Source organism: Streptomyces sp. NPDC034086 (assembly GCF_055575515.1).
In genome coordinates, this window is sequence record NZ_JBVISM010000007.1 from 1 (window position 1) to 26,985 (window position 26,985).

Sequence of the window (26,985 nt, forward strand, 5' to 3'; positions counted from 1 at the left end):
CGCACCCACTCCGCATTCGTCAGATCACCCCGCCCCATGCCCGACCTAACGACCGGACAAGCAGACAGTCACAAGATCCGCCGGACAGGACCTAGGCACGGCCCCGCCGCACGGCCCCCGGCACCGGAACGGCGCAGGGCCCGGCCCCCGAGGGGGCCGGGCCCTGCCGTCCGCGCGAGCGGGTCAGCGTACGAAGGTGCTCGCCTGTCCCGCGAGGTCCAGGAAGTACTGCGGGGCCAGGCCCAGGACCAGGGTGACCGCGACGCCCACCGCGATGGTGGTCATCGTCAGCGGCGAGGGGACGGCCACCGTCGGGCCGTCGGCCTTCGGCTCGCTGAAGAACATGAGCACGATGACCCGGACGTAGAAGAACGCGGCGATCGCCGACGAGACCACACCGACGACGACCAGCGCCCCGGCGCCGCCCTCCGCCGCCGCCTTGAACACCGCGAACTTCCCGGCGAAACCGGAGGTCAGCGGGATACCGGCGAAGGCCAGCAGGAACACCGCGAAGACGGCCGCCGTCAGCGGCGAACGCCGCCCCAGGCCCGCCCACTTCGACAGGTGCGTCGCCTCGCCGCCCGCGTCGCGGACCAGCGTCACCACCGCGAAGGCACCGATGGTCACGAAGGAGTAGGCGGCCAGGTAGAACAGGACGGACTTGACGCCCTCCTCCGACGTGGCGATCACACCGGCCAGGATGAACCCGGCGTGCGCGATCGAGGAGTACGCCAGCAGCCGCTTCACATCGGTCTGGGTCACGGCGATCACCGCGCCCGCGAGCATCGTGACGATGGCGACGCCCCACATCACCGGCCGCCAGTCCCACCGCAGGCCGGGCAGGACCACGTACAGCAGCCGCAGCAGCGCGCCGAACGCGGCCACCTTGGTCGCCGCCGCCATGAAACCGGTGACCGGGGTCGGGGCGCCCTGGTAGACGTCCGGGGTCCACATGTGGAAGGGGACCGCGCCGACCTTGAACAGCAGGCCCATCAGGATCAGCGCGCCGCCGATGAGCAGCAGCGCGTCGTTGCCCATGGTGGAGGCCAGTGCCGGGTCGATCCGGGCGACGGTGCCGTCCACCACGTCGGCGATCACCGCGTAGGAGACCGAGCCCGCGTACCCGTAGAGCAGCGCGATGCCGAAGAGGAGGAAGGCCGAGGAGAAGGCGCCGAGGAGGAAGTACTTGACCGCCGCCTCCTGCGACATCAGCCGCTGGCGGCGGGCGACGGCGCAGAGCAGGTACAGCGGGAGGGAGAAGACCTCCAGCGCGATGAACAGCGTCAGCAGGTCGTTCGCGGCGGGGAAGATCAGCATGCCGGAGACCGCGAACAGGGCGAGCGGGAAGACCTCGGTGGTGGTGAAGCCGGCCCTGACGGCGGCCTTCTCGCTGTCGCTGCCCGGGACGGACGCGGCCTGCGCGGCGAAGGAGTCCACCCGCTTGCCGTGCGCCTTCGGGTCGAGGCGGCGCTCGGCGAAGGTGAACACGGCCACCACCGAGGCCAGCAGGATGGTGCCCTGGAGGAAGAGCGCCGGGCCGTCGACGGCGATGGCGCCCATGGCCGCGATCTGCGCCTTGGTGCCGCCGTACCCGCCGGCCGCGAGGCCGACGACCGCCGCGAAGGCCGAGGCCAGCGCGGCGACGGCGAGGAACACCTGGACGTAGTAGCGGGACTTGCGCGGTACGAAGGCCTCGACGAGGACTCCGAGGACGGCCGCGCCCACCACGATCAGCGTGGGCGCGAGCTGTGCGTACTCGATGTGCGGGGCCGGGATCCGGTCGGCCGGTCCGTCGGCCGCCAGCGTCAGCAGGCTCTGGGCAGCGATCACTTGGCCGCCTCCACGTTCTGGATGGACAGCTCGGGCTTCGGGTCCGTCTGCTTCACGTCCGACATGGTGTGCTCCACCGCCGGGTTGACGATGTCCGTCAGCACCTTCGGGTAGACGCCCAGTCCGATCAGCAGCGCGATCAGGGGGGCGATGACGAGCAGTTCCCGTGCGCGCAGGTCCGGCATGGTGCGGACCTCCTCCTTCACGGGGCCGGTCATGGTGCGCTGGTAGAGCACCAGCGTGTACAGCGCGGCCAGCACGATCCCGACGGTGGCGATGACGCCGACGACGGGGTAGCGGGCGAAGGTGCCGACGAGGACGAGGAACTCGCTGACGAAGGGTGCGAGGCCCGGCAGGGACAGGGTGGCGAGGCCGCCGACCAGGAAGGTCCCGGCGAGGACCGGGGCCACCTTCTGCACGCCGCCGTAGTCGGCGATGAGCCGCGAGCCGCGCCGGGAGATCAGGAAGCCGGCGACCAGCATCAGCGCCGCCGTGGAGATCCCGTGGTTGACCATGTAGAGCGTGGCGCCCGACTGGCCCTGGGAGGTCATCGCGAAGATGCCCAGGATGATGAAACCGAAGTGGGAGATCGAGGCGTAGGCGATCAGCCGCTTGATGTCCCGCTGGCCCACCGCGAGCAGCGCCCCGTAGACGATGCTGACGAGGGCCAGGACGAGGATCACCGGAGTGGCCCACTTGCTGGCCTCGGGGAAGAGCCCGAGGCAGAAGCGGAGCATCGCGAAGGTGCCGACCTTGTCGACGATCGCGGTGATGAGGACGGCGACCGGGGCGGTGGCCTCGCCCATCGCGTTGGGCAGCCAGGTGTGCAGCGGCCACAGCGGCGCCTTCACGGCGAAGGCCAGGAAGAAGCCGAGGAAGAGCAGCCGTTCGGTGCTGGCCGCCATCTCGAGGGTGCCCGCGGCACGGGCGGCGGCGATCTCCGGGAGGGAGAAGCTGCCGGCGACCACGTACAGCCCGATGACGGCGGCCAGCATGATCAGGCCGCCGGCCAGGTTGTAGAGGAGGAACTTGACCGCCGCGTACGAGCGCTGCGCGGCCGCGTTCTCGTCGGCCCCGCCCGCCGCGGCAGCGGCTGACCGGGAGGAGGTGGCGCGGTCCCCGAAGCCGCCGATGAGGAAGTACATCGGGATCAGCATGGCTTCGAAGAAGATGTAGAAGACGAAGACGTCGGTGGCCTCGAAGGAGATGATCACCATCGCCTCGACCAGCAGGATCAGCGCGAAGAAGCCCTGGGTAGGCCGCCAGCGCCGGCTCTTGGTCTCCAACGGGTCGGCGTCGTGCCACCCGGCCAGAATGATGAACGGCATCAGTACGGCGGTGAGCGCGATGAGCGCCACGCCGATGCCGTCGACGCCCAGGTCGTAGCGGACGCCGAAGTCGGGGATCCAGGCGTGGGACTCGGTGAGCTGGTAGCGGTCGCCACCGGGCTCGAAGCGGACCGCGACCATGCCGGCCAGGGCCAGCGTGGCCAGCGAGAAGAGCAGCGCGAGCCACTTGGCGACGGTCCTGCGGGCGGCCGGGACGGCCGCCGTCAGGATCGCGCCGGCCGCGGGGACCGCGGCCGTCACCGTCAGAAGCGGGAAACTCATTTCACACCGCCCTCATCAGCAGGGTCGCGGCGATCAGGATCGCCGTGCCCCCGAACATCGAGACCGCGTAGCTGCGGGCGTAGCCGTTCTGGAGCTTGCGCAGCCGGCCCGAGAGACCGCCGACCGAGGCGGCCGTGCCGTTGACCACTCCGTCGACCACGCTGTGGTCGAGGTACACGAGGGAGCGGGTCAGGTGTTCTCCGCCGCGGACCAGGACGACGTGGTTGAAGTCGTCCTGGAGGAGGTCGCGGCGGGCCGCCCGGGTGAGCCAGCTGCCCCGGGGCGCGACCACGGGAACGGGCCTGCGGCCGTACATGGCCCAGGCGATGGCGACTCCGACGGCGAGGACCACCATGGTGGCGAGGGTGACCGTCAGGGCGCTGACGGGCGGGTGCCCGTGCTCGTGCCCGGTGACCGGCTCCAGCCAGTTCAGGAAGCGGTCGCCGATCCCGAAGAAGCCGCCCGCGAAGACCGAGCCGAAGGCCAGCACGATCATGGGGACGGTCATGGACTTCGGGGACTCGTGCGGGTGGGGCAGCTCGCCCGCGTGGTGCTCGGCGGCCGGCTCGGCGCTCGGCGTCCGGTCCGCGTCGGGGGCGGGCTGCCAGCGCTTCTCGCCGAAGAAGGTGAGGAGCATGACGCGGGTCATGTAGAAGGCGGTGACGGCGGCGCCCAGCAGGGCCACTCCGCCCAGGATCCAGCCCTCGGTGCCGCCCTTCGCGAAGGCCGCCTCGATGATCCTGTCCTTGGAGAAGAAGCCGGACAGGCCCGGGAAGCCGATGATGGCGAGGTAGCCGAGGCCGAAGGTGACGAAGGTGACCGGCATGTACGTCCGCAGGCCGCCGTACTTGCGCATGTCGACCTCGTCGTTCATGCCGTGCATGACGGAACCCGCGCCGAGGAAGAGGCCGGCCTTGAAGAAGCCGTGCGTCACCAGGTGCATGATCGCGAAGACGTAGCCGACCGGGCCGAGGCCGGCGGCGAGGATCATGTAGCCGATCTGCGACATCGTCGAGCCGGCGAGGGCCTTCTTGATGTCGTCCTTCGCGCAACCGACGATCGCACCGAAGAGGAGCGTGACCGCGCCGACGACGGTGACGGCGAGCTGTGCGTCCGGCGCCCCGTTGAAGACCGCGGCCGAGCGGACGATCAGGTAGACGCCGGCGGTGACCATGGTGGCGGCGTGGATCAGGGCCGAGACCGGGGTCGGGCCCTCCATCGCGTCGCCGAGCCAGGACTGCAGCGGCACCTGCGCCGACTTGCCGCAGGCGGCGAGCAGCAGCATCAGGCCGATCGCCGTCAGCGTGCCCTCGGAGGCGTCACCGGCGGACGCGAACACCGGCCCGAAGGCGAAGGTCCCGAACGTGGTGAACATCAGCATGATGGCGATCGACAGGCCGATGTCGCCGACCCGGTTGACCAGGAAGGCCTTCTTCGCGGCGGTGGCCGCGCTGGGCTTGTGCTGCCAGAAGCCGATCAGGAGGTACGAGGCGAGGCCGACGCCCTCCCAGCCGAAGTACAGCAGCAGGTAGTTGTCGGCGAGGACGAGCAGCAGCATCGCCGCGACGAACAGGTTGAGGTAGCCGAAGAAGCGGCGGCGGCGCTCGTCGTGCTCCATGTACCCGATCGAGTACACGTGGATGAGCGTGCCCACCCCGGAGATCAGCAGGACGAAGGTCATCGACAGCTGGTCCAGCTGGAAGGCGATGTCCGCCTGGAATCCCTCCACCGGCACCCAGCTGAACAGCGACTGGTGCAGGGCCCGGTCCTCGGCGCCGCGCCCCAGCATGCCGGCGAACAGGACGGCGCCGGTCCCGAAGGAGACGGCCGCGAGCAGGGTGCCGATCCAGTGGCCGGCCTTGTCGAGGCGCCGGCCGCCGCACAGCAGCACCACCGCTCCGAGCAGGGGCGCCGCCACCAGCAGCGCAATCAGATTCTCCACTGTGAACGCCCCTTACAGCTTCATCAGGCTGGCGTCGTCGACCGAGGCCGAGTGGCGGGTACGGAACAGCGACACGATGATCGCGAGGCCCACCACGACCTCCGCGGCGGCGACGACCATCGTGAAGAACGCGATGATCTGGCCGTCGAGGTTGCCGTGCATCCGGGAAAAGGCCACGAAGGCGAGGTTGCAGGCGTTGAGCATCAGCTCGACGCACATGAACAGCACGATGGCGTTCTTCCGGATGAGTACGCCGGCCGCGCCGATGGTGAACAGCAGGGCGGCCAGGTACAGGTAGTTGACCGGGTTCACTTCGAGGCCTCCTCTCGGCCGAGGCGCTCGGCGGAGCTCTGCTCCAGCGCCTTGAGGTCGTCCAGGGCCTGGCCGGACACGTCGCGGATCTGGCCGCGGGCGCGGAGCGTCTTGTTGACGGTCAGCTCGGAGGGGGTGCCGTCCGGCAGCAGGCCGGGGACGTCCACCGCGTTGTGGCGGGCGTAGACGCCGGGGGCCGGCAGCGGCGGGAGCTGCACGCCCTCGCGCACGCGCTTCTCGGCGAGCTCGCGTTGGGTGGCGGCCCGCTCGGTGCGCTCGCGGTGGGTGAGCACCATCGCGCCGACGGCCGCCGTGATCAGCAGGGCGCCGGTGATCTCGAAGGCGAAGATGTAGCGGGTGAAGATCAGTTCGGCGAGGCCCTCGACGTGCCCGGCGGAGTTGACCCGGCCGAGCCCGTTGAAGTGGGTGAGGCCCGCGTTGCCGAGGCCGGCGATCAGCAGGACGCCGAAGCCGAGCCCGCACAGGGCGGCCAGCCAGCGCTGCCCCTTGAGGGTCTCCTTCAGCGAGTCCGCCGCCGTGACGCCGACGAGCATGACGACGAAGAGGAAGAGCATCATGATGGCGCCGGTGTAGACGACGACCTGGACCACGCCCAGGAAGTAGGCCCCGTTGGCGAGGTAGAAGACGGCCAGGATGATCATCGTCCCGGCCAGGCACAGGGCGCTGTGCACGGCCTTCCTCATCAGGATCGTGCACAGCGCGCCGATGACGGCGACGGTTCCGAGGACCCAGAACTGCACGGCTTCCCCGGTGGAGGTCGCGCCGGCGGCCGCGGCGAGGGCGCTCATGCCCCGACCTCCTCGGTCTTGCCGGCCTCGGCCCCGGCGTCGGCCGCGGCTCCGGCGTCGGCCGTCTCGCCCTTGGACACCGCCACCTGCCGGACGGTGCCCGGGGCGGCGCCCGTCACCAGTCCGCGGTAGTAGTCCTGCTCGTCGGTGCCGGGGAAGACGGAGTGCGGGGCCTCGACCATGCCCTCGGTCAGCCCGGCGAGCAGCTGCTCCTTGGTGTAGATCAGCGACTCCCGGCTGGAGTCGGCCAGTTCGAACTCGTTCGTCATCGTCAGCGCGCGCGTCGGGCACGCCTCGACGCACAGGCCGCACAGGATGCAGCGGGCGTAGTTGATCTGGTAGACCCGCCCGTACCGCTCGCCCGGGGAGTAGCGCTCCTCCTCGGTGTTGTCCGCGCCCTCCACGTAGATCGCGTCGGCGGGACAGGCCCAGGCGCACAGTTCGCACCCGATGCACTTCTCCAGGCCGTCGGGGTGGCGGTTGAGCTGGTGCCGTCCGTGGAAGCGCGGGGCGGTGGTCTTCTGCTGCTCCGGGTACTGCTCGGTGAGCCGCTTCTTGAACATGGCCTTGAAGGTCACGCCGAAGCCGGCCACCGGGTTCTGCCACTTCTCGCTCCGGTCCGCGTCAGACATGGTCAGCACCCTCCTCTCGGTCACTGTCAGTATTCGCCCCGCCACTGGCGATCAGCTCCCGCTCGCCGCGGGGACGTCGGCGCGGTACGGGTGCCAGGTGCTGGCCCGGCTTGGGCGGTACGGGGAACCCGCCCGCCATCGGATCGAAGGGCCCGGCCGCGGCGGCCTTCCCGGCCTCGGCGGCGGCGGCCTTCTCCCGCCGGTCCCGGAAGTGGTCCGCGACGGAGGAGACCAGCAGGACCGCGAGGACCGCGCCCCCGACGTACAGGACGATCTCGCTGAAGTCGTAGCGCTCGTTGCGCAGCGCCCGGACGGTGGCGACCAGCATCAGCCAGGCCACGGAGACCGGGATCAGGACCTTCCAGCCGAGCTTCATCAGCTGGTCGTAGCGCACGCGGGGGAGCGTGCCGCGCAGCCAGATGAAGAAGAACAGCAGCAGCTGGACCTTGAGGACGAACCACAGCATCGGCCACCAGCCGTGGTTGGCGCCCTCCCAGTACGTGGAGATCGGCGCCGGGGCCCGCCAGCCGCCCAGGAACAGGGTGACCGAGACCGCCGAGACGGTGACCATGTTGACGTACTCGGCCAGCATGAACAGCGCGAACTTGATGGAGGAGTACTCGGTGTTGAAGCCGCCGACCAGGTCGCCCTCGGACTCCGGCATGTCGAAGGGGGCGCGGTTCGTCTCGCCGACCATCGTGACGACGTAGATGATGAAGGACACCGGCAGCAGCACGATGTACCAGCGGTCCGCCTGCGCCTCCACGATCGCCGAGGTCGACATCGACCCGGAGTAGAGGAACACCGAGGCGAAGGCGGCGCCCATCGCGATCTCGTACGAGATCATCTGCGCGCAGGAGCGCAGGCCGCCGAGCAGCGGGTAGGTGGAGCCGGAGGACCAGCCGGCGAGGACGATGCCGTAGATGCCGACCGAGGCGACCGCGAGGACGTAGAGCATCGCGATCGGCAGGTCGGTCAGCTGCATCGTGGTGCGCTGGCCGAAGATCGACACCTCGTTGCCCGAGGGGCCGAAGGGGATCACCGCGATGGCCATGAACGCCGGGATCGCCGCGATGACCGGCGCGAGGACGTAGACGACCTTGTCGGCCCGCTTGACGATGACGTCTTCCTTGAGCATCAGCTTCACGCCGTCGGCGAGCGACTGGAGCATGCCCCAGGGGCCGTGCCGGTTGGGGCCGATGCGCAGCTGCATCCAGGCGACGACCTTGCGCTCCCACACGATGGAGAAGAGCACCGTCACCATCAGGAAGGCGAAGCAGAACACCGCCTTGAGGAGGACCAGCCACCAGACGTCCCTGCCGAACAGGGTCAGGTCCTCGGCGGCCAGGACGTGCGGCGACTGCGCCGCGAAGGGGGCGAGGTGGGTCACGGTCGTACCTCCGCTTCGGCCGCAGGTCCGGCCCCGGCCGGGCCGATCCGTACGAGGGTTCCGGGGCGGGCGCCGGTGTCGGCGAGGACACCGGAGCCGGTGGAGTTCAGCGGGAGCCACACCACCCGGTAGGGCATCTCGGTGATCCGCAGCGGGAGTTCCACCGCGCCCGCCGGGCCGGTGACGGCGAGGACGTCACCGTCCTTGACGCCGGTCTCGGCGGCGGTGTCGGCCGAGAGCCGGGCGCAGGCCTCGTGCCGGGTCCCGGCCAGGGCCTCGTCGCCCTCCTGGAGCCGGCCGAGGTCCAGCAGCAGCCGGTGGCCGGCGAGGACGGCCTCGCCCGTGCCCGGGCGGGGCAGCGGCTCGGGGTCGGTGGACCGCTCGGGCGCGGGCTCCCCCTCCCAGGGGCCGAGCCGCTCCAGCTCCCGCCGTACGGCGTGCACGTCGGGCAGCGCGAGGGGCCGGTCGGCGGCGTCGGCCAGCATGTGCAGCACCCGGGCGTCGGCGGGGGCGAGGCGGCGGGTCATCTGGTCGGGCTTGAGGGCGGCCTCGAAGGGGCGGACCCGGCCCTCCCAGTTGATGAACGTGCCGGCCTTCTCCGCGACGGCGGCGACCGGCAGGACCACGTCCGCGTGGTCGGTGACCTCACCGGGCCGCAGCTCCAGGGAGACCACGAAGGCCTCCTTCAGCGCGGTGCGGGCGCGGTCCGGGTCGGGCAGGTCGGTGACCTCGACGCCCGCGACCAGCAGGGCCGGGAGCTCGCCGGTGGCGGCGGCCTCGATGATCTGCCCGGTGTCGCGGCCGTAGCGGTGCGGGAGTTCGTCCAGCCCCCAGGCGGCGGCGACCTCCTGGCGGGCCCGCGGGTCGGTGGCGGGGCGGCCGCCGGGCAGCAGGGACGGCAGCGCGCCCGCCTCGACGGCGGCCCGTTCCCCGGCCCGGCGCGGGATCCACACCAGCCGGGCCCCGGTGGCGGTGGCCGTGCGCACGGCGGCGGTCAGCGCGCCGGGCACCCCGGCGAGGCGTTCGCCGACCACGATGACCGCGCCGGGCCGGCGCAGCGCCTCCGCGGCCTCGGCGCCGCCGGCTTCCAGGCCGGTGCGGGTGGCGAGGGCCGCGAGCCACTCGGGCTCGGTGCCGGGGGCGGCGGCCAGCAGGGTGCCGCCCGCCTTCCGCAGGCCCGGGGTGGCGAAGGGGGCGAGGGCGAAGGTCCGCTGCTTGTGCTTGCGGTGCGCCTTGCGCAGGCGCAGGAACACCCCGGGGGCCTCCTCCTCGGCCTCGATGCCGACGAGGAGCACGGCGGGGGCCGCCTCCAGGGAGGCGTACGTGACGCCCGTGCTGTCAAGGTCCTTGCCGCTGCCGGCCACCTCGGCGGCCAGGAAGTCGCTCTCCTCGGCGCTGTGCACCCGGGCCCGGAAGTCGATGTCGTTGGTGTCGAGCACCACCCGGGCGAACTTGGAGTAGGCGTAGGCGTCCTCGACGGTGAGCCGGCCGCCGGTCAGCACGCCGGCCCGCCCGCGCGCGGCGGTGAGCCCCCGCGCGGCGGCCTCCAGCGCCTCCGGCCAGCTCGCCGGGGCGAGCACGCCGTCCGTGCCGCGCACCAGCGGGGTGGTCAGCCGGTCGGGGCGCTGCGCGTAGCGGAACGCGAAGCGGCCCTTGTCGCAGATCCACTCCTCGTTGACCTCGGGGTCCTCGGCGGCGAGCCGGCGCAGCACCTTGCCGCGCCGGTGGTCGGTACGGGTCGCGCAGCCGCCCGCGCAGTGCTCGCACACGCTCGGGGAGGAGACGAGGTCGAAGGGGCGGGAGCGGAACCGGTACGCGGCGGAGGTGAGGGCGCCGACGGGGCAGATCTGGATGGTGTTGCCGGAGAAGTACGACTCGAAGGGATCGCCCTCGCCGGTGCCGACCTGCTGGAGGGCGCCGCGCTCCAGCAGCTCGATCATCGGGTCGCCCGCGATCTCGTTGGAGAAGCGGGTGCAGCGCGCGCACAGCACGCACCGCTCGCGGTCCAGCAGCACCTGGGCGGAGATCGGGACGGGCTTCTCGTACGTCCGCTTGCGGCCCTCGAACCGGGACTCGGCGTTGCCGTGCGACATCGCCTGGTTCTGGAGCGGGCATTCGCCGCCCTTGTCGCAGACGGGGCAGTCCAGCGGGTGGTTGATCAGCAGCAGCTCCATCACCCCGCGCTGGGCCTTGTCGGCGGCCGGGGAGGTCAGCTGCGTCCTGACGACCATGCCGTCGGTGCAGGTGATGGTGCAGGAGGCCATCGGCTTGCGCTGGCCCTCGACCTCGACGATGCACTGGCGGCAGGCACCGGCCGGAGGGAGGAGGGGGTGGTCGCAGAACCGGGGGATCTCGATGCCGAGCTGTTCGGCGGCCCGGATGACCAGGGTTCCCTTGGGGACGGACAGCTCGATGCCGTCGATGGTCAGGGAGACCGTGTTGTCCGCGTCCTGCGGACGCTTCCCCGCCTCGCCGCCGCCCGCCGGGGCGTTCGTGGTGACGGTCATGCGTTCACCTCGGTGTTCTTGAGGGGACCGTCCGCCCAGAGGGTCGACTTCCCCGGGTCGAAGGGGCAGCCCTTGCCGGTGATGTGCTGCTCGTACTCCTCGCGGAAGTACTTCAGCGAGGAGAAGATCGGGCTGGCCGCGCCGTCGCCGAGCGCGCAGAAGGACTTGCCGTTGATGTTGTCGGCGATGTCGTTCAGCTTGTCGAGGTCGGCCATGACGCCCTTGCCCGCCTCGATGTCGCGCAGCAGCTGGACGAGCCAGTACGTGCCCTCGCGGCAGGGGGTGCACTTGCCGCAGGACTCGTGGGCGTAGAACTCGGTCCAGCGGGTGACGGCGCGCACCACGCAGGTGGTCTCGTCGAAGCACTGGAGCGCCTTGGTGCCGAGCATCGAGCCGGCGGCGCCGACGCCCTCGTAGTCGAGGGGCACGTCGAGGTGCTCGTCGGTGAACATGGGCGTGGAGGAGCCGCCCGGCGTCCAGAACTTCAGCCGGTGCCCGGGGCGCATCCCGCCGCTCATGTCGAGGAGCTGGCGCAGGGTGATGCCGAGGGGCGCCTCGTACTGGCCGGGGCCGGCGACGTGCCCGGACAGCGAGTAGAGGGTGAAGCCGGGGGACTTCTCCGTCCCCATCGCCTTGAACCAGTCCTTGCCCTTGTTGAGGATCGCGGGAACCGAGGCGATGGACTCGACGTTGTTGACGACGGTGGGGCACGCGTAGAGCCCCTCGACGGCGGGGAAGGGGGGACGCAGCCGGGGCTGGCCGCGCCGGCCCTCGAGGGAGTCGAGCAGTGCCGTCTCCTCGCCGCAGATGTACGCGCCCGCTCCCGCGTGCACGGTGATGTCGAGGTTGCGGCCGGTGCCGTCGATGTCCTTGCCGAGGTATCCGGCGGCGTAGGCCTCCCGCACGGCCTCGTGCAGGCGCCGCAGTACGGGGACCGTCTCGCCGCGCAGGTAGATGAAGGCGTGCTCCGAGCGGATCGCGTAGCAGGCGATGATCATTCCCTCGATGAGGGAGTGCGGATTGGCGAAGAGGAGGGGGATGTCCTTGCATGTTCCCGGCTCCGACTCGTCGGCGTTCACGACGAGGTAGTGCGGCTTTCCGTCGCCCTGCGGGATGAACTGCCACTTCATCCCGGTGGGGAAGCCGGCGCCGCCGCGTCCGCGCAGACCGGAGTCCTTGACGTACGCGATCACCTCGTCCGGGGTCATGGCGAGGGCCTTGCGCAGGCCCTGGTAGCCCTCGTGGCGCCGGTAGGTCTCCAGCGTCCAGGACTCGGGCTCGTCCCAGAAGGCCGACAGCACCGGTGAGAGCAGCTTCTCGGGACTCGTCCCCCCGCCGGTCTCCGGCCGGGAGGTGCCCCCGTGGCTTTCCTTGGCGGACACGCTCATCACTCCCCTCCCTCGGTACCGGTCCCGGTCTCCCCGCGGGCCTCGCCGCGCGGGTGGACGATCGGGGTGTGCGGGGACTCGCCGCGCGCGATGCGCAGGCCGATCAGGGAGGCGGGGCCCGCGCCGCCGCTCGCCCCGACCGCTCCCGGGCGCTCGTCGGGGAAGCCCGCCAGGATCCGGGCGGTCTCCTTGTACGTGCACAGCGGCGCGCCCCGGGTCGGCTCGACGGGCCGGCCGGCCAGCAGGTCGTCGACCAGGTCCTTCGCGGACTCGGGGGTCTGGTTGTCGAAGAACTCCCAGTTGACCATCACCACGGGCGCGTAGTCGCAGGCCGCGTTGCACTCGATGTGCTCCAGCGTCACCTTGCCGTCGGGGGTGGTCTCGTTGTTGCCGACCCCCAGGTGCCGCTTGAGCTCGTCGAAGATGGCGTCGCCGCCCATCACCGCGCACAGGGTGTTCGTGCAGACGCCGACCTGGTAGTCCCCGGAGGGCTTGCGCCGGTACATCGTGTAGAAGGTGGCGACGGCGGTGACCTCGGCCGTGGTCAGGCCCAGCGTCTCGGCGCAGAAGCGGATGCCGGTGCGCGAGACGTAGCCCTCCTCGGACTGGGTCAGGTGCAGCAGCGGCAGCAGCGCGGAGCGGCTGTCGGGATAGCGGGCGATGATCTCGGCGGCGTCGGCCGCCAGTCGTCCGCGCACCTCGGCCGGGTAGTCGGGGGCGGGCAGCTGGGGCATGCCCAGACCGAGGGGGGCGGTCTGGGGGGTACCCCCTCCAGAAGGCACGGCGGTCATCGGTCGACGCCTCCCATCACGGGGTCGATGGAGGCGACGGCCACGATGACGTCGGCGACCTGGCCGCCCTCGCACATCGCGGCCATGGCCTGCAGGTTGGTGAAGGACGGGTCGCGGAAGTGGACCCGGTAGGGGCGGGTGCCGCCGTCGGAGACGACGTGGACGCCGAGCTCGCCCTTGGGTGACTCGACGGCCGCGTACGCCTGCCCGGCCGGCACCCGGAAGCCCTCGGTCACCAGCTTGAAGTGGTGGATGAGGGCCTCCATGGAGGTGCCCATGATGTTCTTGATGTGGTCGAGGGAGTTGCCGAGGCCGTCGGGGCCCAGGGCGAGCTGCGCCGGCCAGGCGATCTTCTTGTCGGCGACCATCACCGGGCCCGGCTCCAGCCGGTCCAGGCACTGCTCGACGATCCGCAGCGACTGGCGCATCTCCTCCAGGCGGATCAGGAAGCGTCCGTAGGAGTCGCAGCTCTCGGTGGTGGGGACGTCGAACTCGTAGTCCTCGTAGCCGCAGTACGGCTCCGCCTTGCGCAGGTCGTGCGGCAGGCCGGCCGAGCGCAGGATGGGGCCGGTGGCACCGAGGGCCATGCAGCCGGTGAGGTCGAGGTAGCCGACGTCCTGCATGCGGGCCTTGAAGATCGGGTTGCCGGTGGCGAGCTTGTCGTACTCCGGCAGGTTCTTCTTCATCGTCCTGACGAACTCGCGCAGCTGGTCGACCGCGCCGGGGGGCAGGTCCTGGGCGAGGCCGCCGGGTCGGACGAAGGCGTGGTTCATGCGCAGGCCGGTGATCAGCTCGAAGACGTCGAGGATCAGCTCGCGGTCCCGGAACCCGTAGATCATGATCGTGGTCGCGCCGAGCTCCATGCCGCCGGTGGCGATGCACACCAGGTGCGAGGAGAGCCGGTTCAGCTCCATCAGCAGGACGCGGATGACGGTGGCGCGGTCGGGGATCTGGTCGGTGATGCCGAGCAGCTTCTCGACGCCGAGGCAGTACGCCGTCTCGTTGAAGAACGGCGTCAGGTAGTCCATGCGCGTCACGAAGGTGGTGCCCTGCGTCCAGTTCCGGAATTCGAGGTTCTTCTCGATGCCGGTGTGCAGGTAGCCGATGCCGCAGCGGGCCTCGGTGACGGTCTCGCCGTCGATCTCCAGGATCAGGCGGAGCACTCCGTGGGTGGAGGGGTGCTGTGGGCCCATGTTGACGACGATCCGCTCGTCGTCGGCCTTGGCCGCCGACCGGACGATCTCGTCCCAGTCCCCGCCGGTGACGGTGTAGACGGTGCCCTCGGTCGTGTCGCGGGAGGCCGCGGGGTTCTCTGCGTGGTTCGACGTGGGGGACATCAGCTGTACGACCTCCGCTGGTCGGGAGCCGGGATCTGGGCGCCCTTGTACTCGACGGGGATCCCGCCGAGCGGGTAGTCCTTGCGCTGGGGGAAGCCCTGCCAGTCGTCCGGCATCATGATCCGGGTGAGGGCCGGGTGGCCGTCGAAGACCAGGCCGAAGAAGTCGTAGGCCTCGCGCTCGTGCCAGTCGTTGGTCGGGTAGACGCCGACGAGCGAGGGCAGGTGCGGGTCGCCGTCCGGGACGGACACCTCCAGCCGCAGGATCCGGCCGTGGGTGAGCGAGCGCAGGTGGTAGACGGCGTGCAGCTCGCGGCCCTTGTCCCCGGGGAAGTGCACCCCAGAGACGCCGGTGCAGAGCTCGAAGCGCAGGGCCGGGTCGTCGCGCAGGGTGGAGGCGACGCGTACGAGGTGCTCGCGGGCGATGTGGAGGGTCAGCTCCCCCCGGTCCACGACGGTCTTCTCGATGGCGTTGTCCGGGAGCAGGCCCTGCTCCTCCAGCGCGCCCTCCAGCTCGTCGACGACCTCGTCGAAGTACGACCCGTACGGGCGGGTGCTCGCCCCGGGCAGGGCCACGGTGCGCACGAGGCCGCCGTAGCCGCTGGTGTCGCCGCCGTTCCTGGCGCCGAACATGCCCTTGCGGACGCCGATCACCTCGGGTCCGGTGACCGCCCGGGGAGCGGGGACGTTGTTGCCGTTCTCGACGGCCGGGTCGTCGCTCACCGAAGGAGCCCCTTCATCTCGATGGTGGGGAGGGCCTTGAGGGCGGCCTCCTCCGCCTCGCGCGCCGCCTCTTCCCGGTTCACGCCGAGCTTCGAGCCCTGGATCTTCTGGTGGAGCTTGAGGATCGCGTCCATCAGCATCTCGGGGCGGGGCGGGCAGCCGGGCAGGTAGATGTCGACCGGGACGATGTGGTCGACGCCCTGGACGATCGCGTAGTTGTTGAACATTCCGCCCGACGAGGCGCACACGCCCATGGAGATGACCCACTTCGGGGCGGGCATCTGGTCGTAGACCTGGCGCAGTACCGGCGCCATCTTCTGGCTGACGCGTCCCGCCACGATCATCAGGTCGGCCTGGCGCGGGGAGCCGCGGAAGACCTCCATGCCGAAGCGGGCCAGGTCGTAGCGGCCGGCGCCGGTGGTCATCATCTCGATGGCGCAGCAGGCGAGGCCGAAGGTGGCCGGGAAGACGGATGACTTGCGCACCCAGCCCGCGGCCTGTTCGACGGTGGTGAGCAGGAAGCCGCTCGGCAGCTTCTCTTCCAGTCCCATGGGAATTCAGCCCCTCAGTCCCATTCCAGGCCGCCGCGCCGCCACACGTAGGCGTAGGCGACGAAGACGGTGAGCACGAAGAGCAGCATCTCGACGAGCCCGAAGATCCCCAGGGCGTCGAAGGTGACGGCCCAGGGGTAGAGGAAGACGATCTCGATGTCGAAGACGATGAAGAGCATCGCCGTCAGGTAGTACTTGATGGGGAAGCGACCGCCGCCGGCGGGCATCGGGGTGGGCTCGATGCCGCACTCGTAGGCTTCGAGCTTCGCCCGGTTGTACCGTTTTGGGCCGATCAGCGTGGCCATGACCACGGAGAAGATCGCAAACCCTGCGCCGATGGCGCCGAGCACGAGGATGGGTGCGTACGCATTCACGCTCCTCGCTCCTTCCAGTCGTCCTTGACCGTTGGGCCGCTGCGCCGGCGCCGAGTGCCCCGCCCCCTCGAAGGCAGTCCCCGGAAGCGGGGGCCGATCGCATGTGAGGCAGTTCACAAGCCGGACTGGTGCGCATCTTATGCCCGCCGGTCTGTGATCTGCGACACGGGTGCCAACACCGGGTTTGTGATCTCCACCACCTGGCGAACGATCATGAACCCCGATGAGTGGTGATCTTCATACGCAAGGCATCCACATGATCACCAAAGGTGACATCCGGGCCCGTAGGCGCAGGTGGAAGGCCTGTCGCCCTATCAAATGATGGGCAGTGCAGGCAAATTGGCGGACCAGCCGTTCAAGTGATAAGGGAGCGCGGGTCCCTCAGCCGGGGGACGCCCCGCGTACGGGAGTGGACACGGTGGCCGGAAGTCGCCCCCGGAGGGAAGTGGGGGGAGATCCTGTGCATCCGTTCACGAACCGCACGGCGCGTTCACGGCCGGATCACGAAGCGGCCACGACGCCCCCGCGGCGCCGGGCGACTGTGACCTGTGTCACGTGGAAGCGGGGCCGCCGAAAGGGGGCTTGGCCAACTGTGCGGGTCGATGGTAGGCCGTGGATCAATTCGGACTTATTACTGAAACCCCATGATCACAGGCTTGTGAAAGCGTGTCCGTTACGTCCGTTACGGCGTCAATAACAGGCGCGACGCGCCCGGTTAGGGGGCTCGTCGGGCAACTGTGGCGCAGACCACGTTTCTTGAAGGGAACCCGGCACCCCTGATAGCGGTTGTCCCATGTCCCACACCGCTCACATACCCAGCCACCGGAAGCCCCGCCGCAGCGCCTCGAAGCTCGCGGTCCGCGCCGGAGTTGCCGGTGGCGTCCTCAGCACCCTGGCCATGGCCGGGACCGCGAGCGCGTCGCCGTCCGAGCCCGTGGCCGAGACGACGCTCGAGATGCCGGTCCTCGACCTGGACCTCGGCACCGAAGTCTCCAACGCCGTCAACACGGCCGCCGAGAACACCCGCGTCGCCGCCGTAGAGGCCGCCGTGACCGGCGAGCTGAACGCCCTGGAGGAGAGCGCCCGCACGGGAGCCGCCGCCGAGGCGAAGCAGGCGAAGGAAGAGGCCACCAAGGCCGCCGAGCTCAAGGCGAAGCAGGAGGCCGACCGCAAGGCCGAGGCCGAGCGCGCGGGCCGCGGCACCGACCGCACCTCCCTGACCACCGCCTCCGCCGCCGACAACGGCGGTTCCTCCGCCGTCACCGGCTCCACCGCCTCGAAGCCGGCCACCGGCTCGGCGGCAGCCATCGTCAGCTTCGCCCGCGCCCAGATCGGCAAGGCGTACGTGCTGGGCTCCACCGGCCCCACCGCGTACGACTGCTCCGGGCTCGTCCAGGCCGCCTACCGCCAGGCCGGCATCAAGCTGGACCGCGTCTCCCAGGACCAGTCCATGGCCGGCCGCTCGGTCTCGCTGAGCAACCTGCAGCCCGGCGACATCCTGTACTGGGGTCCCAAGGGCAGCGCGTACCACGTCGCCATCTACTCGGGCAACGGCAAGTTCATCGGTGCGCAGAACCCCAGCACCGGCATCGTCGAGCGCAACATGAGCTACGACATGCCGACGGGCGCCGTCCGCGTCCTCTGACCGCACGACCGTCCGCGAGGTCCGGTACTCCCCCGCTCGGGGGCGGAGTACCGGGCCTTCGGCATGCCGGGAAGACGGCCCGTCCGCGCGGCCGTCCGCGCGGCGGGGAACGGAACGGAGCGAACCGGACAGCGCGGGCCCAGGAGGTGCTGGCCCCGTGAGCGGACCGTCCCGCGAGGACCGCGGCCGCGACGACCGCACCGTCCACGACGGCGAGGACGCCCGCCACGCGCCCGACGGACCCGGCACGGCCCCGCGCGGCCCCGGGGACGCCTGAGGGCCGCCCCCGGCCCGGGGAACGGCCCTCAAGGCGTCCCCGGGCGACGCGGGCTTAACCGGCAAGATCCGAAAGAGACGGCCTTAGGCCTTCGGGGCCACCTTCGAGAGGCCGTTGATGATGCGGTCCATCGCGTCGCCGCCCGCCGGGTCGGTCAGGTTCGCCAGCATCTTCAGCGTGAAGCGCATCAGCACCGGGTGCGTCAGGCCGCGCTGCGTGGCGATCTTCATGACCTTCGGGTTGCCGATCAGCTTCACGAAGGCGCGCCCCAGCGAGTAGTAGCCGCCGTAGGTCTCCTTCAGCACCTTCGGGTAGCTGTGCAGGGCCAGCTCGCGCTGCGCCGGAGTGGCCCGGGCGTGCGCCTGCACGATCACCTCGGCCGCGATCTGCCCGGACTCCATCGCGTAGGCGATGCCCTCGCCGTTGAACGGGTTGACGAGCCCGCCCGCGTCACCGACGAGCAGCAGGCCCTTGGTGTAGTGCGGCTGGCGGTTGAAGGCCATCGGCAGCGCCGCGCCGCGGATCGGCTGCGTCATGTTCTCCGGGGTGTAGCCCCAGTCCTCCGGCATGGACGCGCACCAGGCCTTCAGGACCTCGCGCCAGTCCAGCTCCTTGAACGCGGAGGAGGAGTTGAGGATGCCGAGGCCGACGTTGGAGGTGCCGTCGCCCATGCCGAAGATCCAGCCGTAGCCCGGCAGCAGCCGGTCCTGCGGTCCGCGCCGGTCCCACAGCTCCAGCCAGGACTCCAGGTAGTCGTCGTCGTGCCGGGGCGAGGTGAAGTACGTGCGCACGGCGACGCCCATCGGGCGGTCCTCGCGCCGGTGCAGGCCCATCGCCAGGGACAGCCGCGAGGAGTTGCCGTCCGCGGCGACCACGAGCGGGGCGTGGAAGGTGACCGGGGTCTTCTCCTCGCCGAGCTTGGCCTGCACGCCCGTGATGTGCCCGGTGCGGGGGTCGCGCACCGGCTCGCCGACGTTGCAGCGCTCGTACAGCCGGGCGCCCGCCTTCTGCGCCTGGCGGGCCAGGGTCTCGTCGAAGTCGTCGCGCTTGCGGACGAGTCCGTAGTCCGGGAAGGAGGCGAGTTCCGGCCAGTCCAGCTGGAGCCGCTGCCCGCCGCCGATGATGCGCAGGCCCTTGTTGCGGAGCCAGCCCGCCTCTTCGGAGATGTCGATGCCCATGGCGACCAGCTGCTTCGTGGCCCGGGGCGTCAGACCGTCACCGCAGACCTTCTCGCGCGGGAACGCCGTCTTCTCCAGGAGCAGGACGTCCAGCCCGGCCTTGGCGAGGTAGTAGGCGGTCGTGGAACCGGCGGGCCCGGCCCCGACGACGATCACGTCCGCGGAGTGTTCGGTGAGGGGCTCGGTCACTGCGGGGTCTCCTGGAGGCTCGGTGGAAAGTGCCCGGCGGCACAGGAACATGACGCAGTCTATGCAGCGGCGCGCCGCCGGCCGGGCCGAGGGCGTCACCGCTGCGCGGGACCGGCCCCGGCCCGCCCGCGGCCGCGCCCCGGCCGCGGAAGGGGCTCAGAAGACGCTCAGGCCCGTCAGGGTGGTGAAGCGGTCCAGGGCCGCCACGCCGGCCACCGAGTTGCCCCGGGCGTCCAGGCCCGGGCTCCAGACCGCGAGGGTGCAGCGGCCCGGCACCACGGCGATGATGCCGCCGCCCACGCCGCTCTTGCCCGGCAGGCCCACGCGGTACGCGAACTCGCCCGCCGCGTCGTACGTACCGCAGGTCAGCATCACCGCGTTGACCTGCTTCGCCTCGCTGCGCGTCAGCAGGCGCGAGCCGTCCGCGCGCAGTCCGTGGCTGGCCAGGAAGCGGCCCGCCAGGGCCAGGTCGGCGCAGCTCATCTCGATGGAGCACTGCCAGAAGTAGTGCTCCAGCAGCGCCGGCACCGGATTGTCGATGTTGCCGTAGGAGGACATGAAGTGGGCCACCGCCGCGTTGCGGTCGCCGTGCTCCTGTTCGGACGCCGCCACGTCGGCGTCGAAGCCGAGGTCCGGGTTGCCGCTCTCCTGCCGCAGGAAGTCCAGGAGTTCGCTGCTCGCGTCACCCGTCAGGGTCTGGAGCCGGTCGGTGACGACGAGCGCGCCCGCGTTGATGAACGGGTTGCGCGGGATGCCGTTCTCGTACTCCAGCTGCACCAGGGAGTTGAAGGGGTTGCCCGACGGCTCCCGGCCCACGCGCTCCCACAGGCTGTCCCCGCCCTCCGCGAGGGCGAGGGCCAGGGCGAAGACCTTCGTGACGGACTGGGCGGAGAAGGGGGTGCGCCAGTCGCCGACCCCGAAGACGTTGCCGTCGAGGTCGGCGAGGGCCATGCCGAACTGCCGCGGGTCGACCTTGGCCAGCGCCGGTATGTACTCGGCGGGCGTGCCGCTGCCCACCAGGGGGGCGACGTCGGCCGCGATCCGCTCCAGCAGCCCTTGGTAGTCCATGGAGGGTTACGCCTTGACCCCGCGGTGCAGCGCCACGATGCCGCCGCTCAGGTTCCGCCAGGCCACCTTCGACCAGCCGGCCTTCTGGAGCAGGGCCGCCAGCGCCGGCTGGTCGGGCCACTCGCGGATGGACTCGGCGAGGTAGACGTACGCGTCCGGGTTGGAGGACACCGCGCGGGCGACGGGCGGCAGGGCCCGCATCAGGTACTCGGTGTAGACGGTCCGGAAGGGGGCCCAGGTGGGCTGCGAGAACTCGCTGATCACGACCTGGCCGCCGGGCTTGGTCACCCGGTACATCTCGCGCAGCGCGCCGTCCGTGTCCTGGACGTTGCGCAGCCCGAAGGAGATCGTCACGGTGTCGAAGACGTCGTCCTTGAAGGGGAGCCGCGTCGCGTCGCCCGCGGTCAGCGGCAGCCACGGGTTGCGCTTCTTGCCCTCGCGGAGCATGCCGAGGGAGAAGTCGCAGGGGACGACGTACGCGCCGGTCGCGGCGTACGGGAGGGACGAGGTAGCGGTGCCCGCGGCCAGGTCGAGCACCGTCTGGCCGGGGCGGGCGGCGACCGCCCGGGCGGCCTCCTTGCGCCACAGGCGCGCCTGGCCGAGGGACAGGACGTCGTTGGTGAGGTCGTAGTTCGCGGCCACCCCGTCGAACATGGAGGCGACTTCGTGCGGCTGCTTGTCCAGGGAAGCCCTTGTCACTGGCGTTGGCCCCTCGGTGCTCGGTGTGTCTGCGTGGACGGGTACACCGTCATCCTCTCAGGCCGCCCGCCCCGGCGGAGCGCTGCCCCGGCCCGGGGCGAGGGGCGTCCGCTGCGCTGGCGGGTGGAGGCGGAGAACGGCAGCGGGACCGGTCCGGACGCCGCCGCCCGGACCGTCGAGGGGATACTCGGGGACCGGCGCGGCTGGACGGCCGACCCCGCCCACGGTTTCCGGCTGGCCGGCCTCGGGGAACCGGTGGGCTTCACCGTGCGGATCGCCTCGCCCGCCACCACCGACCGGCTGTGCGGGGTGGTCACTCCCGAGCTGATCGGGGAGACCAACTGCCGGGTCGGGCACACGGTCGTGGTGAACCTCAAGCGCCGGCAGGAGGGCTCGCCCGGGCCGTACGGGGCTCAGCGCCGCCGGTGCAGCAGCCGGCCGGAGATGACCGTGGCCACGCACGTGGTCGCGCCGCGCTCCAGCAGCTCGGCCTCGTCCGCGACGGCGAAGACCGCGAACCGGGCCGCGGCGCCCGCCTCCAGCACCCCGTGGAAGGCCTCCCCGGCCGACTCCCGTCCGGCGAGCGGGTCCAGCGCGGGCGTGCCCTCGTACGGGGCGGGCGGCACCACGGTCAGGCCCGAGCGGGTCACCGCCGTGCGGACGGAGGCGTGCGTGAAACGCCCCGCCACCGCCACCACCCCGCGTGCGAGCAGCTTCTGCGTGCCCCGGCGGGCGCTGTTGCCCCAGCGGGACTCGGTGATCTTCAGCGCGTCGAGGGCCGCGGCCCCGGTGATCGGGCCGGCGCCGAGCTCGGTGACCTCGTACGGGTCGTCCGGGTAGTACGTGCGCTCCAGCAGCTCGTCGGCGCCGCGTGCGAGCAGCCCCGGGGTCAGCACGCCGGGCCAGCGGCGGACCCGGGCGTGCGGCGCCGCCGCGCCGAGTTCCCCGTACGGGCCCACCCGGACGATCCGGTCCCCCTCGACCAGGACCGCGCCGGCCTCCAGCGGGACGGCGCCCGGTCCGGTGACGAGGAGGCCGGCGGTGTGCAGCGTCAGCATCAGGCGTCAGTTCGTGGAGATGAGCTTCAGCTCGGGGTGCGCGGTGCCGCCCTCGATGGCGGTCGAGGAGATGTGCGAGACCACGCGGTCGTCGACGGGGTCGTCCGCCGGGTCGTCGTGGACCACGATGTGCTCGTAGGTGGTGGCGCGCTGCGCGGGGACGCGGCCCGCCTTGCGGATCAGGTCGATGATCTCCTGGCGGTTGGAGCGGTGCCTGGCACCGGCCGAGGAGACCACGTTCTCCTCCAGCATGATCGAGCCGAGGTCGTCGGCGCCGTAGTGCAGGGCGAGCTGGCCCGCCTCCTTGCCGACCGTGAGCCAGGAACCCTGGATGTGGGCGATGTTGTCGAGGAAGAGCCGCGCGATGGCGATCATGCGCAGGTACTCGAAGACGGTCGCCTGGGTCCGGCCCTTGAGGTGGTTGTTCTCGGGCTGGTACGTGTACGGGATGAAGGCGCGGAAGCCGCCGGTGCGGTCCTGGGTGTCCCGGATCATCGCGATGTGCTCGATGCGCTCGGCGTTGGTCTCGCCGGTGCCCATCAGCATGGTGGAGGTGGACTCCACGCCCAGCCGGTGGGCGATCTCCATGATCTCCAGCCAGCGCTCGCCGGACTCCTTCAGCGGGGCGATCGCCTTGCGCGGGCGCTCGGGAAGGAGTTCGGCGCCGGCGCCGGCGAAGGAGTCGAGACCGGCGGCGTGGATGCGCTTGATGGCCTCCTCGGCGGAGACGCCCGAGATGCGGGCCATGTGCTCGACCTCGGACGCGCCGAGGGAGTGGATGACCAGCTGCGGGAAGTCCTTCTTGATCGCCGAGAAGTGGTGCTCGTAGTACTCGACGCCGTAGTCCGGGTGGTGCCCGCCCTGGAACATGATCTGGGTGCCGCCCAGCTCCACGGTCTCCGCGCAGCGGCGCAGGATGTCGTCGAGGTCGCGGGACCAGCCCTTCTTCGCGTCCTTGGGGGCCGCGTAGAAGGCGCAGAACTTGCACGCCGTGACGCACACGTTCGTGTAGTTGATGTTGCGCTCGATGATGTACGTCGCGATGTGCTCCGTACCGGCGTAGCGGCGGCGGCGCACCGCGTCGGCGGCCTGGCCGAGCGCGTGCAGCGGGGCGTGCCGGTAGAGGTCGAGGGCCTCTTCCTTGGTGATCCGGCCCCCTGCGGCGGCGCGGTCGAGGACGGACTGGAGTGCGGCCGGGTCGGTCACCGGTGGATCACCTTTCGGCGGTGTGTCAGGGTCCGGACCGATCCAGCCTACGCCAGGGCCCGTGCGCCGCTTCCAGGGCGGGGGTCACGGGCTGCGGGTGAGGTCTCCCTCGGGGTTCCCGGCGGGCACGTCCCCCGACTTGTAGTGCAGGGTTCCGTTCGCGTTGAGGGTGAAGCGCTCGTCGGAGGAGCCGTTGGAGCAGATGCCCGGAGCCGGGTTGGGGCCGCCGGCGGTGTCGAGGACGAGGGAGCGGTCGGTGGCGGAGGCGAGCTTCCAGTCTCCGCTGCAGTCGGTGCCGAGCAGGTCGATGACCGACTTGTCCCGGGCGACGACCTCGCCGACCTTCCCGGCCCTGATGGTGATCTCGAACGCGCTGGGGACGCCCATGCGGGAGGTGACGACCGTGCCCTTCCAGGTGCCGACGAGCTCCTTGGGGACGTCGTTGCGGGTCCCCTTGGGCGGGGCCGCCGAAGCGGACCCCGACGGCTGGGCGGAGCCCGGTGCGGAGCCCGCCGGGTTCGGGGTCGGCGTCCCGGGGGGATCGCCGTGGGCCGCGTCCCGGCCTTCCTCCCGGCCCCCGGGCAGCAGGCCCAGCCCGTACAGCCCGCCGGACACGGCCGCGAGCACGACGGCCGCGCCGAGCACCAGGGTGCAGCTGAAGCGGCGGCCGGCCGCGCTGAGGGTGACCCCGCGGCCGCCGGCGCCGGCCGCGCCGCGCTGCTGCGGCACTCCGCCGCCGGCCGTCTCGGTCGGGGCGCCGTACACCCCGCCGCCGGCGTACCCGCCCGGGGTCCCGTACGACGGGCCGGGCGTCCCGAATCCGACTCCGGCGGGCCCGCCGGAGGACCCGCCCGTGAACGGCACCGGCCCGGACCCGGAGCCGCCGGCGCACCCGGATCCGGCACCGGAGCCGGTCTCGGTGGCCGGCGGGGCCGCGTACCCGGCCCCCGCCGGGGTGGCGGAACCGGAGGTGTCTGCGTCCAGGTCCAGCAGGGCCACCGCCGCCCGGCTCGCCTCCTCCACCAGCGGCGCCGGAAGCCACCCCGGCGCGCCCAGCGCCCCGCCCAGGGCGCCCGCGAGGGCGGCGGGCGCCGGCCGTTCGGAGGCCGTCTTGGCCAGGCACGCGCCGATCAGCTCGCGCAGCCGGCCGGCGGGGATCCCGTCGAGCTCCGGCTCCTCGTGGACCACCTTGTAGAGGAGGGTCGCGGAGTTGTCCCCGCTGAAGGGCGGCCGGCCCGTCACCGCGAAGGCCAGGACCGCTCCGAGGGAGAACACGTCCGACGCGCCGGTGACGTCCTTGCCGAGGATCTGTTCCGGGGACATGTAGCCGGGCGAGCCGACGGAGACCCCCGTGGAGGTCAGCGAGGCGGTCCCGTCCGTGGCCCGGGCGATGCCGAAGTCGATCAGCCGCGGCCCGTCGAGGGTCAGCATCACGTTGGAGGGCTTCACGTCGCGGTGGACCAGGCCCAGTCCGTGCACCGCCACCAGCGCGCGGGCCAGCCCCGCGCCGACCGCGCGCACCGAGGCCTCGGGCAGCGGCCCGTGCCCGGCGACGGCGCGGTCGAGGGAGGGCCCCGCCACGTACCCGGTCGCGACCCACGGCACGGCCGCCTCCGGGTCGGCGTCCAGCACGGGCGCGGTCCACTCCCCGCCCCACCCGCCGCGCCGCCTCCACCTCGCGGCGGAAACGGGCGCGGAACTCCCGGTCGGAGGCGAAGTGCGGGTGCACGATCTTGACGGCGACGGTCCGGCCGCCGGCGCTGCGCCCCAGGTAGACCCGCCCCATGCCGCCCGCGCCGAGCCGGCCGAGCAGCCGGTAAGCGCCGATGGTGCGCGGCTCGCCGGCTTCCAGCGGTTGCATCGCGTCCCCCGTCCCCCGAGATCCGTGTGGTGCGAACAGACAGAACCTTAGGGGGTGGCGGGGGCGCGTTCCCGCCGAATACCTGCCGCTTCCCCGCTCCCGTTCGCATTCGCCTTCGAGCGACGTGAATACGAAAGGGGAACGAATTCCCGGCAAACGGAACGTTCCCCTGGGAGAAGCGGAAGGCCTGCGGCGATATCGCGATCAGTGATCGGGAGCGGCGGCCTTCAGCAGCTCCACGGCGACGTCCTCGTCGTACCCGGTGTCGCCTCCGGTCCGGCGGGCGAATTCGCGCACGCCGGCCAGCTGGTCGGGGCCGAAGCGGAAGTCGAGGGTGGTGAAGTAGCGCTGGAGCAGCTCGGCGTCGAAGGCCTCCCAGCGGGCGGCCTGCTCGGCGACCTTGACGACCTCCTCCAGGGACACGTCCCGGGAGGCGAGGAACGCCTGGTGGACCTCCCGCACGACGGCGGGCTCGCGCTCCAGGTAGTCCTTCCGGGCGGCCCAGACGGCGAAGACGAAGGGCAGCCCCGTCCACTCCTTCCACATGTGACCCAGGTCGTGCACGGTCAGCCCGAGCCGGGGCGCGTCGTGCAGCGAGGCGCGCAGCGCGGCGTCGCCGATCAGCACCGCCGCGTCGGCCTCCTGCATCATCACCCCCAGGTCAGGGGGGCAGGTGTAGTAGTCGGGCCGGACTCCGTACTGCTCGGCGAGCAGCAGCTGGGCCAGGCGCACGGACGTGCGGGAGGTCGAGCCGAGGGCGACCCGGGCGCCGTCCAGCTGCTCCAGCGGGACCTGCGAGACGATCACGCAGGACATGACCGGGCCGTCGCAGCCGACCGCCAGGTCGGGGAAGGCGACGAGCCGGTCGGCGTTGCGGAGGAACTCGACCAGCGTGATGGGGGCGATGTCCAGGTCGCCCTGGACGAGCCGCTCGCTCAGCTTCTCCGGGGTGTCCTTGGTCAGCTCCAGGTCCAGCAGCGTGCCGGTGCGGGCCAGCCCCCAGTAGAGGGGCAGGCAGTTCAGGAACTGGATGTGGCCGACGCGGGGCCGGCTGCGATAGACGTCCACATCGCGAGACTAGCGGCGGTTCTCCGTCAGCGATCGGGCGGGTCTCAAACGTCCGGGTGACGTGATCTTTCCCTCTGGTCTCGGCCCGAGGGTGCGTGCTAGGCTCGACGCAAGTTGCAGTTTGGTTTCCCTTGCAGTACGAGGCCTGCGGAGCATGTAACCCGCAGGCTTTTGTAGTTTTCAGACTTCTTAGCAGGTTCTGGAGCAGGGCGACCCTTTGGCCCATAGGAGGGCTCATGGCTACCGGAACCGTGAAGTGGTTCAACGCTGAAAAGGGCTTCGGCTTCATCGCCCAGGACGGCGGCGGCCCGGATGTCTTCGTCCACTACTCCGCGATCAACGCCTCTGGCTTCCGCTCCCTCGAGGAGAACCAGCAGGTCAACTTCGACGTCACGCAGGGCCCGAAGGGTCCGCAGGCGGAGAACGTCACCCCGGCCTAGTCGCCAGGCCGACCGGATCGCGGTCGAAGTAGCAGTACCCAAGGAGCCCTGCCTCCTCCGTGCGAGCGGAGGAGGCAGGGCTCCTGCCTTTTTCCGTGCGC

At 71.3% G+C, this 26,985-nt stretch carries 22 protein-coding genes and 2 pseudogenes; 3 read left to right on the top strand and 21 right to left on the bottom strand.

Annotated features, from left to right (window positions below):
* Positions 1 to 183 precede the first annotated feature (183 nt).
* From nuoN to ACZ514_RS18010, 14 genes are read right to left on the bottom strand one after another with little or no spacing between them, the layout of a single operon-like run.
* On the bottom strand, positions 184 to 1,830 hold the full coding sequence (gene nuoN, locus ACZ514_RS17945; RefSeq protein WP_468172637.1) for an NADH-quinone oxidoreductase subunit NuoN: 1,647 nt from the start codon (positions 1,828 to 1,830) through the stop codon (positions 184 to 186).
* The gene (locus ACZ514_RS17950; protein ID WP_469125120.1) at positions 1,827 to 3,440 is read right to left on the bottom strand and encodes an NADH-quinone oxidoreductase subunit M; all 1,614 of its coding nucleotides are present in this window, start codon (positions 3,438 to 3,440) and stop codon (positions 1,827 to 1,829) included. Before ACZ514_RS17950 ends, nuoN begins: the two co-directional genes overlap by 4 nt.
* Before the next feature lies 1 nt (position 3,441).
* Positions 3,442 to 5,382, bottom strand: coding sequence for an NADH-quinone oxidoreductase subunit L (gene nuoL / locus ACZ514_RS17955; RefSeq protein ID WP_469125121.1), 1,941 nt, complete (start codon positions 5,380 to 5,382; stop codon positions 3,442 to 3,444).
* A gap of 12 nt (positions 5,383 to 5,394) precedes the next feature.
* Complete coding sequence (nuoK, locus tag ACZ514_RS17960; RefSeq protein ID WP_030864698.1) at positions 5,395 to 5,694, bottom strand: NADH-quinone oxidoreductase subunit NuoK; 300 nt, start codon at positions 5,692 to 5,694, stop codon at positions 5,395 to 5,397.
* The gene (locus ACZ514_RS17965) at positions 5,691 to 6,503 is read right to left on the bottom strand and encodes an NADH-quinone oxidoreductase subunit J (RefSeq protein ID WP_468172625.1); all 813 of its coding nucleotides are present in this window, start codon (positions 6,501 to 6,503) and stop codon (positions 5,691 to 5,693) included. The genes nuoK and ACZ514_RS17965 overlap by 4 nt, the downstream gene beginning before the upstream one ends.
* The gene (nuoI, locus tag ACZ514_RS17970) at positions 6,500 to 7,135 is read right to left on the bottom strand and encodes an NADH-quinone oxidoreductase subunit NuoI (RefSeq protein WP_469125122.1); all 636 of its coding nucleotides are present in this window, start codon (positions 7,133 to 7,135) and stop codon (positions 6,500 to 6,502) included. Before nuoI ends, ACZ514_RS17965 begins: the two co-directional genes overlap by 4 nt.
* The gene (nuoH, locus tag ACZ514_RS17975; RefSeq protein ID WP_468172619.1) at positions 7,128 to 8,525 is read right to left on the bottom strand and encodes an NADH-quinone oxidoreductase subunit NuoH; all 1,398 of its coding nucleotides are present in this window, start codon (positions 8,523 to 8,525) and stop codon (positions 7,128 to 7,130) included. The genes nuoI and nuoH overlap by 8 nt, the downstream gene beginning before the upstream one ends.
* On the bottom strand, positions 8,522 to 11,032 hold the full coding sequence (locus ACZ514_RS17980; RefSeq protein ID WP_468172616.1) for an NADH-quinone oxidoreductase subunit G: 2,511 nt from the start codon (positions 11,030 to 11,032) through the stop codon (positions 8,522 to 8,524). The genes nuoH and ACZ514_RS17980 overlap by 4 nt, the downstream gene beginning before the upstream one ends.
* Positions 11,029 to 12,420, bottom strand: a complete 1,392-nt coding sequence (nuoF, locus tag ACZ514_RS17985) for an NADH-quinone oxidoreductase subunit NuoF (protein ID WP_468172613.1) — start codon at positions 12,418 to 12,420, stop codon at positions 11,029 to 11,031. Before nuoF ends, ACZ514_RS17980 begins: the two co-directional genes overlap by 4 nt.
* Positions 12,420 to 13,154: an NADH-quinone oxidoreductase subunit NuoE gene (gene nuoE / locus ACZ514_RS17990; RefSeq protein ID WP_468172610.1), complete on the bottom strand. Its 735-nt coding sequence runs from the start codon at positions 13,152 to 13,154 to the stop codon at positions 12,420 to 12,422. Before nuoE ends, nuoF begins: the two co-directional genes overlap by 1 nt.
* Before the next feature lie 53 nt (positions 13,155 to 13,207).
* Positions 13,208 to 14,548, bottom strand: a complete 1,341-nt coding sequence (locus ACZ514_RS17995) for an NADH-quinone oxidoreductase subunit D (protein ID WP_468172607.1) — start codon at positions 14,546 to 14,548, stop codon at positions 13,208 to 13,210.
* Positions 14,548 to 15,270, bottom strand: a complete 723-nt coding sequence (locus ACZ514_RS18000) for an NADH-quinone oxidoreductase subunit C (protein ID WP_468172604.1) — start codon at positions 15,268 to 15,270, stop codon at positions 14,548 to 14,550. The genes ACZ514_RS17995 and ACZ514_RS18000 overlap by 1 nt, the downstream gene beginning before the upstream one ends.
* Positions 15,267 to 15,821 carry a NuoB/complex I 20 kDa subunit family protein gene (locus ACZ514_RS18005; RefSeq protein ID WP_007265818.1) on the bottom strand — a complete coding sequence of 185 codons (555 nt, stop codon included), beginning with the start codon at positions 15,819 to 15,821 and terminating at the stop codon, positions 15,267 to 15,269. Before ACZ514_RS18005 ends, ACZ514_RS18000 begins: the two co-directional genes overlap by 4 nt.
* A 14-nt stretch (positions 15,822 to 15,835) precedes the next feature.
* Positions 15,836 to 16,195, bottom strand: a complete 360-nt coding sequence (locus ACZ514_RS18010; RefSeq protein ID WP_249767272.1) for an NADH-quinone oxidoreductase subunit A — start codon at positions 16,193 to 16,195, stop codon at positions 15,836 to 15,838.
* A 793-nt stretch (positions 16,196 to 16,988) separates the two neighbouring features.
* On the opposite strand from ACZ514_RS18010, the gene ACZ514_RS18015 reads away from it, so the two are divergent.
* Positions 16,989 to 17,840 carry a C40 family peptidase gene (locus ACZ514_RS18015; protein ID WP_468172601.1) on the top strand — a complete coding sequence of 284 codons (852 nt, stop codon included), beginning with the start codon at positions 16,989 to 16,991 and terminating at the stop codon, positions 17,838 to 17,840.
* A gap of 360 nt (positions 17,841 to 18,200) precedes the next feature.
* Here the strand turns inward: ACZ514_RS18015 and ACZ514_RS18020 are convergent, their stop codons facing one another.
* From ACZ514_RS18020 to ACZ514_RS18030, 3 genes are all read right to left on the bottom strand, one after another.
* A complete protein-coding gene (locus tag ACZ514_RS18020) occupies positions 18,201 to 19,484 on the bottom strand; it encodes a geranylgeranyl reductase family protein (protein WP_468172598.1) in 1,284 nt (427 codons plus the stop codon).
* Positions 19,485 to 19,640: 156 nt separating this feature from the next.
* Positions 19,641 to 20,552 carry a glutaminase gene (locus ACZ514_RS18025; RefSeq protein WP_468699874.1) on the bottom strand — a complete coding sequence of 304 codons (912 nt, stop codon included), beginning with the start codon at positions 20,550 to 20,552 and terminating at the stop codon, positions 19,641 to 19,643.
* 6 nt (positions 20,553 to 20,558) lie between these two features.
* Positions 20,559 to 21,251 (bottom strand): demethylmenaquinone methyltransferase, encoded by a 693-nt coding sequence (locus ACZ514_RS18030; protein WP_468172592.1) that lies wholly within the window; start codon positions 21,249 to 21,251, stop codon positions 20,559 to 20,561.
* Positions 21,252 to 21,374: 123 nt separating this feature from the next.
* Here ACZ514_RS18030 and ACZ514_RS18035 point away from each other — a divergent pair.
* A pseudogene (locus ACZ514_RS18035) lies at positions 21,375 to 21,584 on the top strand (DUF3152 domain-containing protein); the annotation flags it as partial.
* 80 nt (positions 21,585 to 21,664) lie between these two features.
* Here ACZ514_RS18035 and ACZ514_RS18040 read toward each other — a convergent pair.
* The 4 genes and pseudogenes from ACZ514_RS18040 to ACZ514_RS18055 all read right to left on the bottom strand — a co-directional run bounded on the left by ACZ514_RS18040 (position 21,665) and on the right by ACZ514_RS18055 (position 26,444).
* Positions 21,665 to 22,309 carry an imidazolonepropionase-like domain-containing protein gene (locus ACZ514_RS18040; RefSeq protein ID WP_468172589.1) on the bottom strand — a complete coding sequence of 215 codons (645 nt, stop codon included), beginning with the start codon at positions 22,307 to 22,309 and terminating at the stop codon, positions 21,665 to 21,667.
* A 6-nt stretch (positions 22,310 to 22,315) separates the two neighbouring features.
* Complete coding sequence (gene mqnC, locus ACZ514_RS18045) at positions 22,316 to 23,515, bottom strand: cyclic dehypoxanthinyl futalosine synthase (protein ID WP_468172586.1); 1,200 nt, start codon at positions 23,513 to 23,515, stop codon at positions 22,316 to 22,318.
* Positions 23,516 to 23,599: 84 nt separating this feature from the next.
* Positions 23,600 to 25,376, bottom strand: a pseudogene (locus ACZ514_RS18050) (serine/threonine-protein kinase).
* A gap of 204 nt (positions 25,377 to 25,580) precedes the next feature.
* Complete coding sequence (locus ACZ514_RS18055; RefSeq protein WP_468172580.1) at positions 25,581 to 26,444, bottom strand: menaquinone biosynthetic enzyme MqnA/MqnD family protein; 864 nt, start codon at positions 26,442 to 26,444, stop codon at positions 25,581 to 25,583.
* 236 nt (positions 26,445 to 26,680) lie between these two features.
* Between ACZ514_RS18055 and ACZ514_RS18060 the strand changes: the two genes are divergently transcribed.
* On the top strand, positions 26,681 to 26,884 hold the full coding sequence (locus ACZ514_RS18060) for a cold-shock protein (protein ID WP_007265804.1): 204 nt from the start codon (positions 26,681 to 26,683) through the stop codon (positions 26,882 to 26,884).
* Positions 26,885 to 26,985 lie beyond the last annotated feature (101 nt).

Excerpts from the sequence above, each read along its gene's own strand:
- ACZ514_RS18025 (WP_468699874.1), bottom strand. The coding sequence starts at position 20,552 with ATGGACTACCAAGGGCTGCTGGAGCGGATCGCGGCCGACGTCGCCCCC.
- nuoE (WP_468172610.1), bottom strand. The coding sequence starts at position 13,154 with ATGCCCCAGCTGCCCGCCCCCGACTACCCGGCCGAGGTGCGCGGACGA.
- ACZ514_RS17950 (WP_469125120.1), bottom strand. The coding sequence starts at position 3,440 with ATGAGTTTCCCGCTTCTGACGGTGACGGCCGCGGTCCCCGCGGCCGGC.
- ACZ514_RS18005 (WP_007265818.1), bottom strand. The coding sequence starts at position 15,821 with ATGGGACTGGAAGAGAAGCTGCCGAGCGGCTTCCTGCTCACCACCGTC.
- nuoF (WP_468172613.1), bottom strand. The coding sequence starts at position 12,420 with ATGAGCGTGTCCGCCAAGGAAAGCCACGGGGGCACCTCCCGGCCGGAG.
- nuoI (WP_469125122.1), bottom strand. The coding sequence starts at position 7,135 with ATGTCTGACGCGGACCGGAGCGAGAAGTGGCAGAACCCGGTGGCCGGC.
- ACZ514_RS17995 (WP_468172607.1), bottom strand. The coding sequence starts at position 14,548 with ATGTCCCCCACGTCGAACCACGCAGAGAACCCCGCGGCCTCCCGCGAC.
- ACZ514_RS17965 (WP_468172625.1), bottom strand. The coding sequence starts at position 6,503 with ATGAGCGCCCTCGCCGCGGCCGCCGGCGCGACCTCCACCGGGGAAGCC.
- ACZ514_RS18015 (WP_468172601.1), top strand. The coding sequence starts at position 16,989 with ATGTCCCACACCGCTCACATACCCAGCCACCGGAAGCCCCGCCGCAGC.
- ACZ514_RS18060 (WP_007265804.1), top strand. The coding sequence starts at position 26,681 with ATGGCTACCGGAACCGTGAAGTGGTTCAACGCTGAAAAGGGCTTCGGC.
- ACZ514_RS18040 (WP_468172589.1), bottom strand. The coding sequence starts at position 22,309 with ATGCTGACGCTGCACACCGCCGGCCTCCTCGTCACCGGACCGGGCGCC.
- ACZ514_RS17980 (WP_468172616.1), bottom strand. The coding sequence starts at position 11,032 with ATGACCGTCACCACGAACGCCCCGGCGGGCGGCGGCGAGGCGGGGAAG.